Here is a 14,855-nt window from a genome sequence, read left to right as displayed (position 1 = left end):
AACATGAAAAATACTGAAATTACTACATTGGTAGATAAGGTTCGCCAAACAAACCCGCTTGTTCACAACATAACCAATGTGGTTGTCGCTAATTTTACCGCAAATGGACTGCTGGCACTCGGTGCATCCCCTGTCATGGCCTATGCGGCGGAAGAGGTTGCCGATATGGCAAGAATAGCCGGCAGCCTGGTTTTGAATATTGGCACACTGACTCCGTCTGTAGTCGATGCAATGGTAATAGCCGGAAGCTCAGCCAATGAACATGGTGTCCCCGTCATCCTTGACCCTGTTGGGGCCGGGGCAACTCCTTATCGGACAGAAACCGCAAGGCAGCTGGCAAGTCAGCTCCGCCTTTCAATCATTCGAGGAAATGCTGCCGAAGTTGCCAACCTGATCGGGGAGCCGTGGGAAATTAAAGGTGTCGATGCCGCCGATTCTGACAGAGGTATTCGGGAACTTGCAGTCCTCGCCGCGCGTCAGTTAGAGACTGTTATTGTGATTACCGGTAAAGAAGATGTTATTACGGACGGCAAGTCAACCTATGTGATCCATAACGGCCATCCCCTGCTAACTAGGGTGACCGGCGCAGGATGCTTGCTTACATCTGTAATTGGGGCGTTTTCAGCTATTGAAAAAAATAGCATTAAAGCTGCCGCGGCTGCAGTAATTACCTATGGTGTTGCAGCAGAAATTGCTGCAGAAAAAGCCGGAGTACATGGGCCAGGCAGTTTTCAATCTGAATTCTTAAACCAGCTTTATAAGATAAACAGCACTGATATTGAAAAACGAGGCTCGTATCAATTTTTCAAGGAGGAATTGCAACCATGAAAAAGGTGTTAACGATAGCCGGTTCAGATAGCGGCGGCGGTGCCGGTATTCAGGCTGATATAAAAACATTTCAGGAGCTTGGAGTGTATGGCATGTCTGTACTTACAGCTGTTACTGCACAGAACACTCTTGGGGTCCAGGCTGTTTATCCAATGTCAGTGGACACTGTCGTTGAACAAATCCGTTCGATTGGGAATGATATCGGAACCGACGCACTTAAGACCGGGATGCTGTTCAATGCCGAAATCATTGAAGCGGTGTCGAGAAATATTGCAGTCTATAACTGGAAAAATGTCGTCGTCGACCCGGTTATGATTGCAAAAGGCGGAGCCTCTTTGCTCCAGCAGGAAGCTGTCACCGCTATGAAAAAAGACTTATTGCCGCTAGCAAAAGTTGTAACACCAAATATTCCTGAAGCCGAGGTGCTGACGGGGTTGAGCATTACAACCGATGAAGATAAAAAGAAAGCAGCTAAACAACTCTATTCCTTAGGCGTGCAAAATGTGGTCATTAAAGGCGGCCACGATGAAAATACCAGTCAGTCTATTGATATCCTTTTTGATGGAAAGGAATTTTTATATTTTGCTAGTGAGCGAATACAAACAAAGAACACTCACGGTACCGGTTGTACCTTTTCTGCGGCAATAGCGGCGGAACTGGCTAAAGGTAGTACGGTTTTTGACGCTGTTTCTCACGCTAAGCGGTTTATCCAGGCAGCTATTGAACATCCGATAGATATTGGCACTGGCCACGGGCCGACTAACCATTGGGCCTACAACCAAACTATTCTTGCGGAAAGGCGGTAAGCTAAAATGACAAGAATCGAACCAATAAAGATGAAAGAGTTACTTAAGGTTTATTTTATAGCTGGAAGCAATAATTGCCTGAAACAGCTAGAAGAGGTTCTTGAAGAAGCGATTAAAGGCGGCATCACACTGTTCCAGTTCCGTGAAAAAGGAACGAATGCCCTTAAAGGTGAGGATAGAACAAATCTGGCAAGGCGGCTTTTCAATATATGCAAACAATATAATGTTCCGTTTATCGTAAATGATGATGTTGATCTTGCGCTTGCAATTAATGCGGACGGTGTCCATATTGGCCAGGATGACGGATGTGCTGAGGAAGTTAGGAAAAGGATCGGTGATAAGCTGCTGGGTGTTTCCGCTCACAGCGAAAAGGAAGTCCAGCTTGCTATCCAGGCAGGTGCCGATTATGTAGGAATTGGCCCCATTTTTTCAACTACAACAAAGGAAGACGCAAAATCAGCACGAGGAACTTCCTTGATTAAAGAGCTGCGGAAAAAGGGTTATGATATTCCGATAGTTGGAATTGGCGGAATTACAACCAGCAATGCTGCCTCGGTCATCGAAGCTGGCGCAGACGGAGTATCAGTGATTACCGCAATCAGCCTGGATGAAAATACGATTGATGCCGCGCGCCAACTTAAACAGGAAGTCACTGTGGAAGGAGGGATTATTCTATGAAACCTACACAAAAGCTCACGCTGACCGCGATGTTTATTGCAATTGGAACATTGACCAGCCACCTTTTCTACATCCCGCTCGGCGTGGTCAAAGCTTTTCCTATTCAGCATGTTATGAATGTATTGTCTGCCGTTTTGCTAGGACCCTTTTACGCGGTCGCCCAGGCGTTTGGCGTGTCCCTTTTAAGGAACCTGATGGGAACTGGATCAGTGTTCGCATTCCCTGGCAGCATACTAGGCGCCTTGTTCGCAGCTTATTTTTATAAAAAATCCAAGAGTTTTGGAATGGCATTTACAGGTGAAGTGATTGGAACCGGAATTCTGGGCGCGTTTGCCTCCTATCCTATCGCCTTATTAGTCATTGGCCAGGAAGCCACCCTGTTCGGCTTCATTCCGGCATTTGTAACAAGCTCCTTTGTTGGCGCGGCAATGGGCTTTGGCGTCCTAAAGGTAATTGGACGCACTAAAGTGACAGAACTGAAATTATAATGTAGGTTTTGAACTCATGAATAAGCAATGGTTCCGTTTTCGGGTGGTTTCTTATTAATATTCACAAGAAAAGACGTATGACTCGGCATACGTCTTTTCTCTTATTTATCAAGGTTTTTTACAGTTTTCTATTAATTACTTTATTGGTGGATTAGGTTAAGTACCGAGCTGATAATTAGACGGAAGGATTCCGCTTAATTAATTAAAGCATTAAAAATATCTTGCATAGACGGAGAGATTCCGCCTATTGATTCAAGACCGTATGTAAATGAGGGCTTTTGCTTTGCAAAGACGGAAAATGTCCGCTTATTTACACCCAATCAAAGCTCCATCCTCACTCAAACCGGAAAATCTCCGCTTATTTACTTTTGCTGGTTAACGATTAAGGACATGACATCAAATTTAAAAGGAGGTAAACCCGTATTACGAGTAAGTGAGGTTTCGGCTTTTTTCCTAGCAGTACCCTTATTTTTTTACCTTTATAGCGGGTGATACCAGTTTCAGTGCTTCACTCACTGCCCAGCTTTGATGTTCATGGAAAAGAGAGTTGATAGCCTCTTCCGGCTTCATCCAGACGAGGTTATGGTCTTCCTCTGTTGGCATTTGTACCTTTTCACCGGCTTCGCATAAGTAAAAATAGCCATCACTAAGATAATAGGTTTCATCCAAAGTTGAAACGAAGTAACGCTGTGCTCGGCCAATAAATGGGCCAATTTCGCTCTGGATCCCGAGATCCTCCAGGTTCTCCCTTTTCAGGCATTCCTCATGGGTTTCGCTCCCTTCCAGCCCTCCCCCCGGCAGGAAGTACTTCCCCCCGCATTCCACTAGTCCGATTTTAGCTTTTGTACTGTTGAACATCAGGCCATATACTGCGGGCCTCTCCAAATATTCTTCCCCTTCAATCTTTTCCCCAAAAATTCTCATTGCCTCTCCCCCTTTCATAAAACCGCAAGCGCCTTCGCGACAGGCAAAACCGCCTGTCTCCCTTGTGGAGCTAGACAGCACAGAAAAAGCAGCGATTGTACGCTGCTTCCCTTCTTCTATCCTATTTTACCATTTTCTGCTTTATCAATCAGCTGGAACAGAAAGCGATATATCCGGCTAAATGCTTCACCGATCGTCATATTTTCAAAAAAATCCTTGAGCTTGTTAACGGAGAAATTGAAATTCCATATGCCCTCGTTTGCATCAAACATTAATCCATAATCAAGCTTGTCAAAACCAAATTCTTCTTCCAGTACTTTCCTTAACTGTTCGCCGTATTTTTTCTGAAGCTTAAGTCCAACCAGTGCAGAGTAGTGGCCAAAGAGGTCGTCCATCTCAAGTGAGACCGCATCGACGCCAATAAGTTCAAACCATTCCGACTCCATGTAAAGAAATTCATTTTTGTTTTCCTGTAGATAGGTGAGTGGCTGTTCAAGCAGCTCTGGCCCTGCTTCGGCAATCAGCTGTTCGGTTTCCTTGTTACTTCGTTCAATATACGCATTCATGAACCGGTCCCGCGCATCCCGTTCAGCTATCAATCCTGCCTGAACCATAGCATGTTTTTCGGCAAATTCCTTTTCTTCCTTAAACAACGCCTGGGCTTCATTCTCTTTTAAAAATTCTTCAAATTTGTATTTAAGCATATACGCTTCCTCCGAAACATAGTTTTGTTTGTCTTTACTTGGTTATACCATTAATAGTGGGATTTACAAACTTCTAGATATGAAGGGATTTAGCTTTTTCTTAAAAAAACTCTCTGCTTCGGTTGAGATGGGTACGGTTAAAGTACTGTAACTACTGCCTATTGCCAATGCAGATTGGATGCACTATCTAGCTGATATTTTCTGTTTTTTTGGCAAAAATAATCTTTGCGGGGTTTGATTGGATTATTGTCCAGGCTATGGTAAAGTAAGTGAAGTAAAGAAAGCGAGTGATTGTAATGATAAAAATTGATCTTCCATCACCTGATGTGGTCCTGACTCGAAAAAGCCAGTTAGGGGAGCCAGTTGAAGCAGTGATTAGCAGTAAATATGGGTTTACCGATTATAACCGGATTCCACGCGATAAAGGCGGCATCATTCTGTTTTACGATGCAAATGATGACTTGATGTTCGTCGGCAAGGCTAGAAAGCTGCGCCCGCGCGTTAAGCGCCATTTCGAGGATACCGTTTCGCCAATCAAGAATCATCGTGACGACGTAAAAAAGATTGCAGTCCTTGTCATTGATGACCCAATGGAGCGCGAAATTTATGAAACTTATGCCATCAACACACTGAAGGCAAAGTATAATGTTGATAAAGTTTTCTACAAATAAACCTGTGATGTAACGCTCAGATTTAAATCTGGGCGTTTTTCGTTGTTTTTTTCAGCTATGGAGGCTATAGTGTCCGCAGAATAAGGCCTAACACTGGCAGCAAGACTAGTACAAGTATGCTTTGAAAAAAAGTTAGTATACTATCTCGTTTCCAAGTATTTTGTTTCGGATAACGGTTTGTTAGCCTTTGAAAAACAAACAGACAGAACCACCAGAAAATTAAGGAATACAGCACCGAATTAAAGTCTTGATAAATCATCAGTCTCCTCCCCATTCGTTCACTCGGATAATATTTTTAGGTAGACATGGATAGCGGCATCTCTTGATAAATCTAATATTGTGTTACATAAATTTTTGGAAGTGTCACATAAAACCTGAAAAGTGCGCATAAAATCAAAACCGTGTTCCATAAGCCCGAAAAAGTGCGCAAATCTTATTTCTAAATTATACCATAAACACTCTAATTCTAAGGTATGCAGAAAAGCCCAATTCGCAGGCGAATTGGACTGTTAGTTTTATTTTTATAAATTTAAAAAGTTTCGATGGAGAGGTATTTTTTGAGTGTTTCTTGTAAGGTGCCTTTTGTTTCGGCTTTGTCGATAAATGTAATGCCAAAATGAATCATTTTTCTGACCAAGTCTGGGCGAAGACCTGTTATAACACCTTTGCAGCCCATCATATTTATACCATTCAATACTTTCTGTAAGTGGTCGATGACATCCATTTCCATAGTTGCGATACCTGACAGATCCAGGATCAACGTTTGGACTTTCTGGTTGGCAATTTCTATTAACACCTTTTCCTCTATTGTCTGCATCCGATACGAATCAATCAAGCCAATAAGTGGAAGGACTGATACAGTGGGACTAACTGGAATGATTGGAACGGATAAGTGCTCGACAAGCTTGCGCTGCGTGTTTAAAAGCTCGTCCTTGAAGGTTGAATAGCTTAAAAAGAAATTGTTGAGGAATTGGTCTATTTTATCGTTAATTCGTTTCTCCAGACCAAAGAAATCTTCTTTTTTCACCAGGCTGTCATTATGTTGGTCGAATTGGTAGATAAATTTCCATAAAGTACGGCGAACCGCCTGAATCCATTCAAGTTTAAAAGCAAGGGTCAGCGCATGTTCAGCCCAAATTTGCCCTTCCTGCTCGGCAAAACGGATTAGTTCCTCTTCCTTTTCTTCTAAAACATAACTTGCAAGCAGTTCGGCATTCTTTAACAGATCAATATTCCCTTTTTGAAGAATCTCGTGGATTTTGGATGCAACACCCACGGCCTCCGAGAGTAATTCTTGTTTAAAATCTTCACGGTTCTCCGTAACGTACTCGGAAATCTGCAACCCTAAATTTACGGTAGATTCCATTTTATCTCTTTCCCCTTTTTATTTATTTCAAGTTAGTTCCTAACTTACATATAGTGTTAAAAGTATAACACTGATACTTTCCTCAGAAAAATAATTAACCCTTCCTTTTTAACCCAACTTATCTCTACCCTTCTTTCGTTTAGTCTAAACATGTTTTTTATCCTTTTTCCTACAGCTAGAAGGATTTTCCTTTCTATTTTTCCTAATATTTTTTATTATTAACATAGTACTATCTAAATTGGAGGCATTTATGGCTCGACTTACTGATCATTTATTTGTCATTTCTTTTGATTGCCTCGCCACACTTGATGTTCCTTTTTTAATGGAGCTTCCAAACTTTAGAGCTTTTATTGAAAAAAGTTCCTTTTGCAAAGGAGTTGAAACGATTTATCCGTCAGTGACTTATCCGTGTCATACAACTATTGTGACCGGAAATTTCCCTAACAAACACCGAATTGTAAATAATAAACTCGTCCAGCCCGGCCGTCCTTCTCCCGACTGGTATTGGCACCGCCATCATATTCAGGGAACGACTCTTTACGATGAAGCAAAAAAAGCCGGAATGTTGACTGCTGCCCTGCTGTGGCCTGTGACTGCCAGGGCAAATATCGACTATAACCTTCCAGAAATATTTGCAAACAGGCGCTTTAAGCATCAGATACCAGTGTCGCTCATGAATGGCACACCGCTTTATCAGCTTGAACTGAACAGCAAGTTTGGAAACCTGCGCAGAGGAATCAGCCAGCCCTACCTGGATGATTTCGTCCTTGAATCAACCGTACATACCATTTTAACAAAAAAGCCAGGATTGATGCTCACTCATTTGGTTGACCTCGACTCCATGCGGCATTACCATGGATTCTCTTCAGAGCAAGCCCATGCCGCGCTTCACCGCCATGATGAGCGTCTAGGCAGGATTCTAACAGCTATTAAGGAAGCGGGGCTCGAAGACAAATCGACGGTCGTTCTTCTTGGAGATCACAGCCAGCTTGACGAGTCTAAAGTAATTAAGCTCAACGTATTATTTAGGGAACACGGGCTGATCAAGCTGAGTGCGAGCGGCAAAGTTACTGAATGGAAGGCTTTTTGCAATAGCTGTGACGGCTCTGCCTATGTCTATTTAAAAAATGAGAGCGATGAGGAAACAAAAAAAATTGTCGCTAGCCTTCTCGAACGCCTATTAATAGAAGGCAGCAATGGAATTGAAGCTGTGATAACAGGCGATGAAGCTGCCTCGAGAGGCGCAGATGGCAAAGCGGTCTATATGCTTGAGGCGGAACGAGGTTTTTATTTTGAGGAGGCGATTGAAGGAAATTTTATTGAAGATGTGACAGAGGAAACTGCCCGTGAGAAAAATTACACCTTTTCGTGCCACGGCTATTCGCCAACTAAGGAAGATTATAAAACAGTGTTTTTTGCAGCCGGGAAAGGAATACGCCCTGGCGTCGAAATACCAGCCATGAGGCTAGTTGATGAAGGTCCTACCCTGGCGAGGCTGCTCGGTGTTAGTCTCGGAGACACCGATGGCCGGGTCATCGAGGAACTATTAATGGGTTGAGTGTGGTGCTGTGAAAATCATTGTTATAAAAACAGCACATATATATCAAAAACTCTTCGGTTAAATCATCATCTACATGAAAGCAAAGAAAACCAAATATAAGGGGGGTACGTTCATGAAAGGTTTTACTAAAGAAGAAAGCAGCTGGATCCGCTATGACTGGGCCAGCTCGGCCTACTCGATTATCATTTCGACAGCCGTGTTTCCCCTTTTTTACAAGGCGTCTGCAAAAAGTGCGGGAGTCGCTGATGCGGATTCCACGGCCTATCTTGGTTACACGATTGCGATTGCCACGTTAATCCTTGCGATGATAGGCCCTATTCTCGGGACAATTGCCGACTACAAAGGCCTGAAAAAGAAATTCTTTACGATTTTTTTCACCCTGGGCATCACCGCAACAGCTGCCCTGGCATTTGTACCGGGTGATAACTGGCTGGCATTGCTTGTCTGCTATACACTCGCGGTGCTCGGTTCAACGGGGACTAATGTATTTTACGATGCTTTCATTGTCGATGTTACATCCGACGAACGGCTCGATCAAGTATCGGCACGCGGATATGGGATGGGTTATATTGGGTCGACGATTCCATTCATTATCTCGATTGCGGTTATCATAACTGCCCAGCAAGGCATCCTGCCTATTTCCGTGAATGTCGCAAGTAAAATTGCCTTCCTGATTACAGCTCTATGGTGGGGCCTTTGGGCGATTCCAATGTTTAAGAATGTGCACCAAAAACATTATATTGAGCGGGAACCGCAAATTATTTTAAACAGCTTCAAACGCCTTGGCAAGACTTTCAAAGAAATTCGCAAGTACAGGGCATTATTCTTATTTCTATTAGCTTATTTCTTTTACATTGATGGCGTCGGAACAATCATCACAATGTCAACCGCCTATGGCACCGATCTTGGCTTGAACTCCACTACCCTATTGATTGTCCTTTTTGTGACTCAGGTTGTGGCCTGGCCGTTCGCCATCCTGTTCGGAAAGCTGTCAGCCAAATATACGGGCAAAAAAATGCTTTATGTTGGTATCAGTGTTTATATAATTGTTTGTATCTATGCGTATTTCCTCGAGACAGCAGCCGACTTCTGGATTCTTGCGATGCTGGTCGCTACTTCCCAGGGCGGTATCCAGGCGCTTAGCCGTTCGTATTTTGCTAAGCTCGTCCCGAAAGCGAATGCCAACGAGTTTTTTGGATTCTATAACATCTTCGGCAAATTCGCTTCAATTATGGGGCCTCTGCTGGTCGGTGCGACAGCGCAGTTAACTGGAAACTCAAGTATGGGTGTTTTCAGCCTTGTCATCCTGTTCATTATCGGAATCATTATCCTTGCGTTTGTACCTGAGCCAAAAGTGGAAGGCCACGCTTCTCGAATTGCATAAAAAACGAAATCCACTCTGAGAGCCAGAGTGGATTTTTTTAACGAAATTTTTTAAGGGCTTGCTTTACATTTGCGAAGATTTCAAAACTTGAAATCGATAAACCGCTATGTACGATTAATTTCGCAAGGTCGGGACGCAGACCTGTGACAATCGTTCTAATGCCCAAAAGCTGGAAAATATTGCCGATATCATGGAGAGAGCGAGCAATTTCTTCATTAATATTTTTAATTCCGGAGAAATCAACAATAATATGCTTTATTCCCATAGCCGAAACTCTTGGGACAACTTTTTCAACGATATACGCTACTCTGTAAGGATTAATATCCCCAATAAGAGGAATGACTGCAATATTATCAAGAAGCGGGACTATTGGCGCTGACAATTCCGCCATTTCAACTTCTGCCCCCGCTTTGAAGTGATCAGAAATCCGTTCGAACGCCAAAACTGTTTCATTCACGCTAACATCCATGAGCTTATTTATCCATTTTATCAGGAAAGAGGTTTCTTCTCGGGACAGGTCGAATTTCTCGCCAATCGCTGTTAAAAGGTCATTAAAAACTTCTCGTGTAGGTGAATACCGGACAATAATTTTTGAAATGCTGCCCCCTGTTTCAGCCTGTGCTTGAGCATTCTTTTTACTCCAGGTGACAAGCGACTCCGGGATTCCATCGCCCTCGCCATTAAGAAGGGTTTGGCTTAAATAACCCATTAATTCCCGGTACATCTTTTTTGCTTGTAAAACCTCCCATTCAGGAATCGTGTCATCAAGTCTGCTGATCACTTCATGGACAATTTGTTCCGCAAGCTGTTTTGCGTTTTGTCCTAAATAGGTGGATACATTTAACATGGAGCTCATCGCGTGCCTCTCTCTTTCTATTAAATAATATAGTAAAATTTCACATTATCTAAGTGTATAACTCAATTAACTTGTTTGCAATTTTTTCGATTTAATGACAATTATGCCTTAAAAAATGTCTAGCTTATGTAAAAAAACTGTAAAGAATTTAAATAATACTATAAAAGTCGTATTTTGGCAAAAATTAGCTCTTGTTGTATTTAATTGGCTGATATACTATTAATTTGAAATTGATAGATTATCATTCTATGAAAATAGGGAGAGGAGCACTTTTTGAAAGCAATTAATAGACTATTCTTGTTGGCTCTTTCACTGGCTCTTATTTTTTCATCCGTTCCATTCAACACAGTTGAAGCGGCGGAACCAACGGAACCTCTTATCTCAGTAAAACTGGTTAACACAGCATATGTAGGCAATAAATCGGAATTAACGATTATTCCGGAGATGGCCTACACAACCAATCTTCCGGGTGTATCTCTTGAAGCACAGCAAACGTACCGTCTGAAAGTTAACGGTACAAATGTAGACCTTCTAAAAGGGACAACCCGTCTTGGAAGTGCAGCCATAGTCGATTTGAAACCAGTTAAAGGAAATGGCCCGCTTTCCATTAATGGCAATCCGTATTTAGGCAGCTTTAGTTTTTCAAGTGAAAGCGGCAAGTATGTCCGCCCTGTGAATACACTTGGCCTCGAAGACTACCTAAAGGGTGTCGTACCGGCGGAAATGCCCGCTCTATGGAATATGGAAGCCTTAAAATCCCAGGCTGTTTCCGCTCGCACCTATGCATTGGGTTATGTAAATAAATTACCAAATGACACAGTCAGTTATCAAGTATATGCCGGTTACAAGTGGCATGAGAGAGCAACTCAAGCTGTCGAAGCAACTGCCGGAGAAGTGATTACCTACGGAGGTAACTCTATTGGAGCAGGTGCCGTCTTTTCTTCTAGCAATGGCGGTATGACAGAGTCCAACAAAAATGCTTGGGGAGGAACCCAGTCCCCCTACCTGAATGTAAAGCAAGATCCTTACGATCCAAAGACTGTTTGGACCTTTGGTATGAAAAAGCAACAAATTAATCTTACCGGCCTTGACCTTAACAAAGCTGACTCCTGGTGGGCAACCACAAAAGAGGCAGAACAAACAAAAGTTATTAACAACATCAAAACCTGGATTAAGGCCAATGGATATACCGGTAAGGATATTAAGCTTACCTCCATTCCTTCCCTTTCGCTCGGCAGCAAAACCTCTGGCGGGCGTGTAAGTAAAGGAAGCATCACAATTCAGTTTTTGGTTAAAGAGCTAGGAATAGCATCTGTAAAGACTATTCAGCTTACAGATGTATCTGCTTCGAAAATCCGATCAATTATCGGACTTGACCTGATGAAAAGCTATCTTGTGGATAAAGTGGAATCCTCCACTGACACATGGTCAGTATCAGGATTAGGCTATGGCCATGGAGTGGGATTAAGCCAGTATGGCGCGAGGAAAGCTGGAGACTCCGGGAAAACTTATAAGGAAATCCTGGCCTTCTATTATGACGGTACTGCTTTGAAAAAAATGTATCAGCCAGCACCTGAAATTGTTGAGCCAGTCACTCCCGACCCTGCACCAGCTGTTCCCGCTCCGCCACCTGTAACTCCGGCGCCGGCACCAGCACCAGCCAAGGATGAAACTGCTCCTGTAATCGAAGGAGCCAAAGCTACCTTTAATGCGAAAACTAATCAGGTCAATGTTAGCTTTACAACAAGTGAAACATCGAAACTGACTTTAAAGGTTAAAAATTCAAAAGGTACTGTCCTTGCTACCCTGTTGAACGGTACCGAAAAGCAATCAGGTATCCAAACCGCTATTTGGAATGTATCAAAAATAGCCAACGGCAACTATACATTTGTTATTGAAGCAGTGGATGGCAGCGGCAACAAAGCCACAGCTACATTGCCATTTAAGCTCGCAAAGCCTGCGCCAAAAGATACAGCTGCACCAATCATAAAGAATACAGCAACTTCTTATGATGCAAAAGCAAACAAAGTTTTCCTTAAGTATGAAATCAATGAGTCCGCAAAAGTAACGATTGTCGTTAAGGACTCAAAAGGGAAAACTGTTGCGACGCCAGCTACAAACCTTGCAGTGAAATCAGGTGTCCGCTGGGCATCCTGGGATGCCTCAAAACTTGCAAATGGCACATATACGGTTACCATTACAGCTGTTGACTCCAGCAGCAACAAGCGTATCGCAACTGTTACGAACAAATTAGCGAAGCCCGCCGCGAAGAAATTGACCGGTAAGGTAACGGCTACGACCCTTAATGTCAGGGCGACAGCATCATCGAGCGGCAAAAAAATAGGATCCTTAAAAAAGAACCAGATTGTTACGATCATTTCCAAGCATGGCAGCTGGTACAAAATTCAATACCTTAAAGGCACCGGGTATGTCCACTCATCCTATGTAACGATTTTAAAATAGGTTGAAAGAATAAAGCAGAGCAGAATCCACTAATGTGAATTCGCTCTGCTTTTTTTGTTTTGGTGTTGATAATGAAGTTTTAAATCTTGAAATCAAATTCAACTGAAGATTCAGCAATGTCTTTTAATCCTTTGGCACGGGACTCAATAAATACCTTCATATACTTTTCTAAAAAGAGCTTATCAGCAAGGATTCCAATTACACCGAGCGGCGACTTATACTTGAATGTATCCATCATTAAAGTACCACCCTTTTCTTCAACAAACTTATGGGTATGAACAAAAGACGCGAAGGCTCCCTTCACCATAATATCCACAAAAATATGAGGCCTTTCCATCATAGTCACTTTGGCTGTCAATCTTTGTTTAATACCAAAATGAACGGCTTCCCACGTAACAGTATTCCCTAACTCTAATAATCCTTTTGCTACTCCGCCGACTGCCCGTTCTTTTGTCGCAGAAGTCGTTTGTATATGTATGTCTACGTTCCTTGCAAGGTCAAAGCATACCTCAATTGGTGCATTGATCCATTCTTTATGCTGAATAATTGGCATGTTAATTCCTCTCTTTTGAACTGGGCGAAGCTCTTTGGACTAAAAACTTTAAAAGAAGTAATCGGCATATCGAGATATCATTGGTATTCCTATATACCCAACAAAAATTCCAAACAAAAATACCCCAAGATAACTCCATTTCAGATATTTTTTCATCCCGATCCCCCACTTTATATACTATTTAATGCTCTGTCTTTACTGTCAACTTCTTTCCCATATTTTCCTCACTTCTATTAATTCTGTTTTATAAAAAGTAAGTTTATAAATATCAGGCATATCAAGGTGCTTCCAAAACTCGAAATCGTATTTATTATCAAAGTGGTTCATAATCAACACCATAATATTGCCGTGGGTTCCTATTACTATGTTATGACCCTGGAACCTTTCTAAAACCGTTAATGTTGCCTTTGTTCCCCGCTTTTGGGCAATCATATTGGATTCCCCGCCTTCCCAGGAAAATGAAGGGTCCTCCCAAACTTTATTAATAGCATCTTGAAAATCATCAATAGGACCACCAGCTAAATTCCGCTCTCTAAAGTCGTCTTCCAGAATAATTTCCTTTCCAATACAATCCGCTATACCCGTCACTGTTTGAATCGCTCTTTGGTATGGACTCGCAACAACAAAATCGATAGATTCTTTTTCAAATAACTTTGTAACTTTTTGTGCGTCAGTTCGACCTTGAAGGGATAACGGCCTTCCGAGTTCATCCGGCGTATAGTCGGAGTGTGCATGCCGGACAAAATACAAATTCGTAAGCAATATTGCTTTCCCCCATCAAGTGATAGATTCGTTGAATTAGAGTTTATCAAGCGTATGTAAAAAATCCTTGATCACGTTTAAAAACACATCTCGATTTGGCTCCCAAAGTTCATGCCCAGCTTCAGCTAATTCGACTGCCCTCACATTTGGAAGCAGCTTTTTGTATTTATCTGTTTCAGCCTCTGTCAAAAGAGATTCCGTCGTTCCTCCCTTAATTATCAATACAGGAACTTCTATCCGTGTTAAATTTTGATCAAGATTAATAGCTGCTGATTCCCTCTGAATGCCTTTTACTACATGTACCATCTCCTGATTTATATAACTGCGGCTGAGAACTCTTTCTGCCCATGATTTTGGTATAAACGGATACGCGGCAGGATAATCACAAAGGATTAGCCCTTTTAATCCCGGCGTTCCCGCGGCATATTCTATTGCATATGGAACACCCATGGAATAAGCCATGAGACAATACTCATGAACCTTGCTATCCATTACTACAGATTCTATATCATGAACATGGTTGTAAAATGAGTAACCAGAAATCGGAGCATCACTTTTTCCCCGCCCTCGTAAACTCATAGATATCCATTTTCTAGGCTTGAACTCCTCTAATAATTCAACCGCTTGTTCAGCATGATTTAAAGCCCCAGGGACATAAACCAAAGGAGTTAATCGCCCATCGTACCGACTGCTCTCCAGGTAATGAAGTTTTACTTCTTTCGAACGGGTCCATCTATCAGCAAATTCCACTTTCAACCCTCTTTTCTTCTATTACAATAGAATTCGCCCAACTTCGCCTATTTCCTTCCAA

15 protein-coding genes are annotated in these 14,855 nt (G+C 42.3%); 8 read left to right on the top strand and 7 right to left on the bottom strand.

Going from position 1 to position 14,855, the window contains the following annotated elements:
* The first annotated feature begins 3 nt into the window (after positions 1 to 3).
* The 4 genes from thiM to thiW are packed head-to-tail and all read left to right on the top strand — an operon-like array spanning position 4 to position 2,800.
* A complete protein-coding gene (gene thiM, locus TY16_RS18150) occupies positions 4 to 828 on the top strand; it encodes a hydroxyethylthiazole kinase (protein ID WP_043933226.1) in 825 nt (274 codons plus the stop codon).
* On the top strand, positions 825 to 1,634 hold the full coding sequence (thiD, locus tag TY16_RS18145; RefSeq protein WP_043933225.1) for a bifunctional hydroxymethylpyrimidine kinase/phosphomethylpyrimidine kinase: 810 nt from the start codon (positions 825 to 827) through the stop codon (positions 1,632 to 1,634). Before thiM ends, thiD begins: the two co-directional genes overlap by 4 nt.
* A 6-nt stretch (positions 1,635 to 1,640) precedes the next feature.
* Complete coding sequence (gene thiE / locus TY16_RS18140) at positions 1,641 to 2,312, top strand: thiamine phosphate synthase (protein WP_043933224.1); 672 nt, start codon at positions 1,641 to 1,643, stop codon at positions 2,310 to 2,312.
* The gene (gene thiW, locus TY16_RS18135) at positions 2,309 to 2,800 is read left to right on the top strand and encodes an energy coupling factor transporter S component ThiW (RefSeq protein ID WP_043933223.1); all 492 of its coding nucleotides are present in this window, start codon (positions 2,309 to 2,311) and stop codon (positions 2,798 to 2,800) included. The genes thiE and thiW overlap by 4 nt, the downstream gene beginning before the upstream one ends.
* A gap of 465 nt (positions 2,801 to 3,265) precedes the next feature.
* Here thiW and TY16_RS18130 read toward each other — a convergent pair whose 3' ends face one another.
* Positions 3,266 to 3,724 (bottom strand): NUDIX hydrolase, encoded by a 459-nt coding sequence (locus tag TY16_RS18130; RefSeq protein WP_043933222.1) that lies wholly within the window; start codon positions 3,722 to 3,724, stop codon positions 3,266 to 3,268.
* Between the two features lie 116 nt (positions 3,725 to 3,840).
* Positions 3,841 to 4,428, bottom strand: coding sequence for a hypothetical protein (locus TY16_RS18125; RefSeq protein ID WP_043933221.1), 588 nt, complete (start codon positions 4,426 to 4,428; stop codon positions 3,841 to 3,843).
* Between the two features lie 296 nt (positions 4,429 to 4,724).
* Here TY16_RS18125 and TY16_RS18120 point away from each other — a divergent pair, with 296 nt between their 5' ends.
* On the top strand, positions 4,725 to 5,099 hold the full coding sequence (locus tag TY16_RS18120; protein WP_043933220.1) for a nucleotide excision repair endonuclease: 375 nt from the start codon (positions 4,725 to 4,727) through the stop codon (positions 5,097 to 5,099).
* Positions 5,100 to 5,628: 529 nt separating this feature from the next.
* Here the strand turns inward: TY16_RS18120 and TY16_RS18110 are convergent.
* Entirely contained in the window at positions 5,629 to 6,465 is an 837-nt protein-coding gene (locus TY16_RS18110; RefSeq protein ID WP_043933218.1) for an STAS domain-containing protein, read from the bottom strand.
* Between the two features lie 250 nt (positions 6,466 to 6,715).
* On the opposite strand from TY16_RS18110, the gene TY16_RS18105 reads away from it, so the two are divergent.
* Both TY16_RS18105 and TY16_RS18100 read left to right on the top strand, forming a co-directional pair.
* Positions 6,716 to 8,023 (top strand): alkaline phosphatase family protein, encoded by a 1,308-nt coding sequence (locus TY16_RS18105; protein ID WP_043933217.1) that lies wholly within the window; start codon positions 6,716 to 6,718, stop codon positions 8,021 to 8,023.
* Between the two features lie 115 nt (positions 8,024 to 8,138).
* On the top strand, positions 8,139 to 9,410 hold the full coding sequence (locus tag TY16_RS18100; protein WP_043933216.1) for an MFS transporter: 1,272 nt from the start codon (positions 8,139 to 8,141) through the stop codon (positions 9,408 to 9,410).
* Between the two features lie 37 nt (positions 9,411 to 9,447).
* Here the strand turns inward: TY16_RS18100 and TY16_RS18095 are convergent, their stop codons facing one another.
* Positions 9,448 to 10,266: an STAS domain-containing protein gene (locus TY16_RS18095; RefSeq protein WP_043933215.1), complete on the bottom strand. Its 819-nt coding sequence runs from the start codon at positions 10,264 to 10,266 to the stop codon at positions 9,448 to 9,450.
* A 273-nt stretch (positions 10,267 to 10,539) separates the two neighbouring features.
* Between TY16_RS18095 and TY16_RS25355 the strand changes: the two genes are divergently transcribed.
* On the top strand, positions 10,540 to 12,729 hold the full coding sequence (locus TY16_RS25355; RefSeq protein ID WP_052342787.1) for a SpoIID/LytB domain-containing protein: 2,190 nt from the start codon (positions 10,540 to 10,542) through the stop codon (positions 12,727 to 12,729).
* A gap of 79 nt (positions 12,730 to 12,808) precedes the next feature.
* Here the strand turns inward: TY16_RS25355 and TY16_RS18085 are convergent, their stop codons facing one another.
* The 3 genes from TY16_RS18085 to TY16_RS18075 form a co-directional block, all read right to left on the bottom strand.
* Complete coding sequence (locus tag TY16_RS18085; RefSeq protein ID WP_043933214.1) at positions 12,809 to 13,282, bottom strand: SRPBCC family protein; 474 nt, start codon at positions 13,280 to 13,282, stop codon at positions 12,809 to 12,811.
* 201 nt (positions 13,283 to 13,483) lie between these two features.
* Positions 13,484 to 14,044, bottom strand: a complete 561-nt coding sequence (locus tag TY16_RS18080) for a histidine phosphatase family protein (RefSeq protein WP_043933213.1) — start codon at positions 14,042 to 14,044, stop codon at positions 13,484 to 13,486.
* Between the two features lie 36 nt (positions 14,045 to 14,080).
* Entirely contained in the window at positions 14,081 to 14,794 is a 714-nt protein-coding gene (locus TY16_RS18075; protein WP_043933212.1) for an alpha/beta fold hydrolase, read from the bottom strand.
* Positions 14,795 to 14,855 lie beyond the last annotated feature (61 nt).

It is taken from the genome of Bacillus sp. EB01 (genome assembly GCF_000613125.1).
Taxonomy (GTDB): domain Bacteria; phylum Bacillota; class Bacilli; order Bacillales; family Cytobacillaceae; genus Bacillus_D.
Note: the sequence above shows the minus strand (reverse complement) of the source record. Positions and strands in the feature narration are given on the sequence as shown.

What these genes read in the sequence shown, in the direction of transcription:
- thiM (WP_043933226.1), top strand. Translation starts at nt 4, where the DNA reads ATGAAAAATACTGAAATTACTACATTGGTAGATAAGGTTCGCCAAACA.
- thiD (WP_043933225.1), top strand. Translation starts at nt 825, where the DNA reads ATGAAAAAGGTGTTAACGATAGCCGGTTCAGATAGCGGCGGCGGTGCC.
- thiE (WP_043933224.1), top strand. Translation starts at nt 1,641, where the DNA reads ATGACAAGAATCGAACCAATAAAGATGAAAGAGTTACTTAAGGTTTAT.
- thiW (WP_043933223.1), top strand. Translation starts at nt 2,309, where the DNA reads ATGAAACCTACACAAAAGCTCACGCTGACCGCGATGTTTATTGCAATT.
- TY16_RS18130 (WP_043933222.1), bottom strand. Translation starts at nt 3,724, where the DNA reads ATGAGAATTTTTGGGGAAAAGATTGAAGGGGAAGAATATTTGGAGAGG.
- TY16_RS18125 (WP_043933221.1), bottom strand. Translation starts at nt 4,428, where the DNA reads ATGCTTAAATACAAATTTGAAGAATTTTTAAAAGAGAATGAAGCCCAG.
- TY16_RS18120 (WP_043933220.1), top strand. Translation starts at nt 4,725, where the DNA reads ATGATAAAAATTGATCTTCCATCACCTGATGTGGTCCTGACTCGAAAA.
- TY16_RS18110 (WP_043933218.1), bottom strand. Translation starts at nt 6,465, where the DNA reads ATGGAATCTACCGTAAATTTAGGGTTGCAGATTTCCGAGTACGTTACG.
- TY16_RS18105 (WP_043933217.1), top strand. Translation starts at nt 6,716, where the DNA reads ATGGCTCGACTTACTGATCATTTATTTGTCATTTCTTTTGATTGCCTC.
- TY16_RS18100 (WP_043933216.1), top strand. Translation starts at nt 8,139, where the DNA reads ATGAAAGGTTTTACTAAAGAAGAAAGCAGCTGGATCCGCTATGACTGG.
- TY16_RS18095 (WP_043933215.1), bottom strand. Translation starts at nt 10,266, where the DNA reads ATGAGCTCCATGTTAAATGTATCCACCTATTTAGGACAAAACGCAAAA.
- TY16_RS18085 (WP_043933214.1), bottom strand. Translation starts at nt 13,282, where the DNA reads ATGCCAATTATTCAGCATAAAGAATGGATCAATGCACCAATTGAGGTA.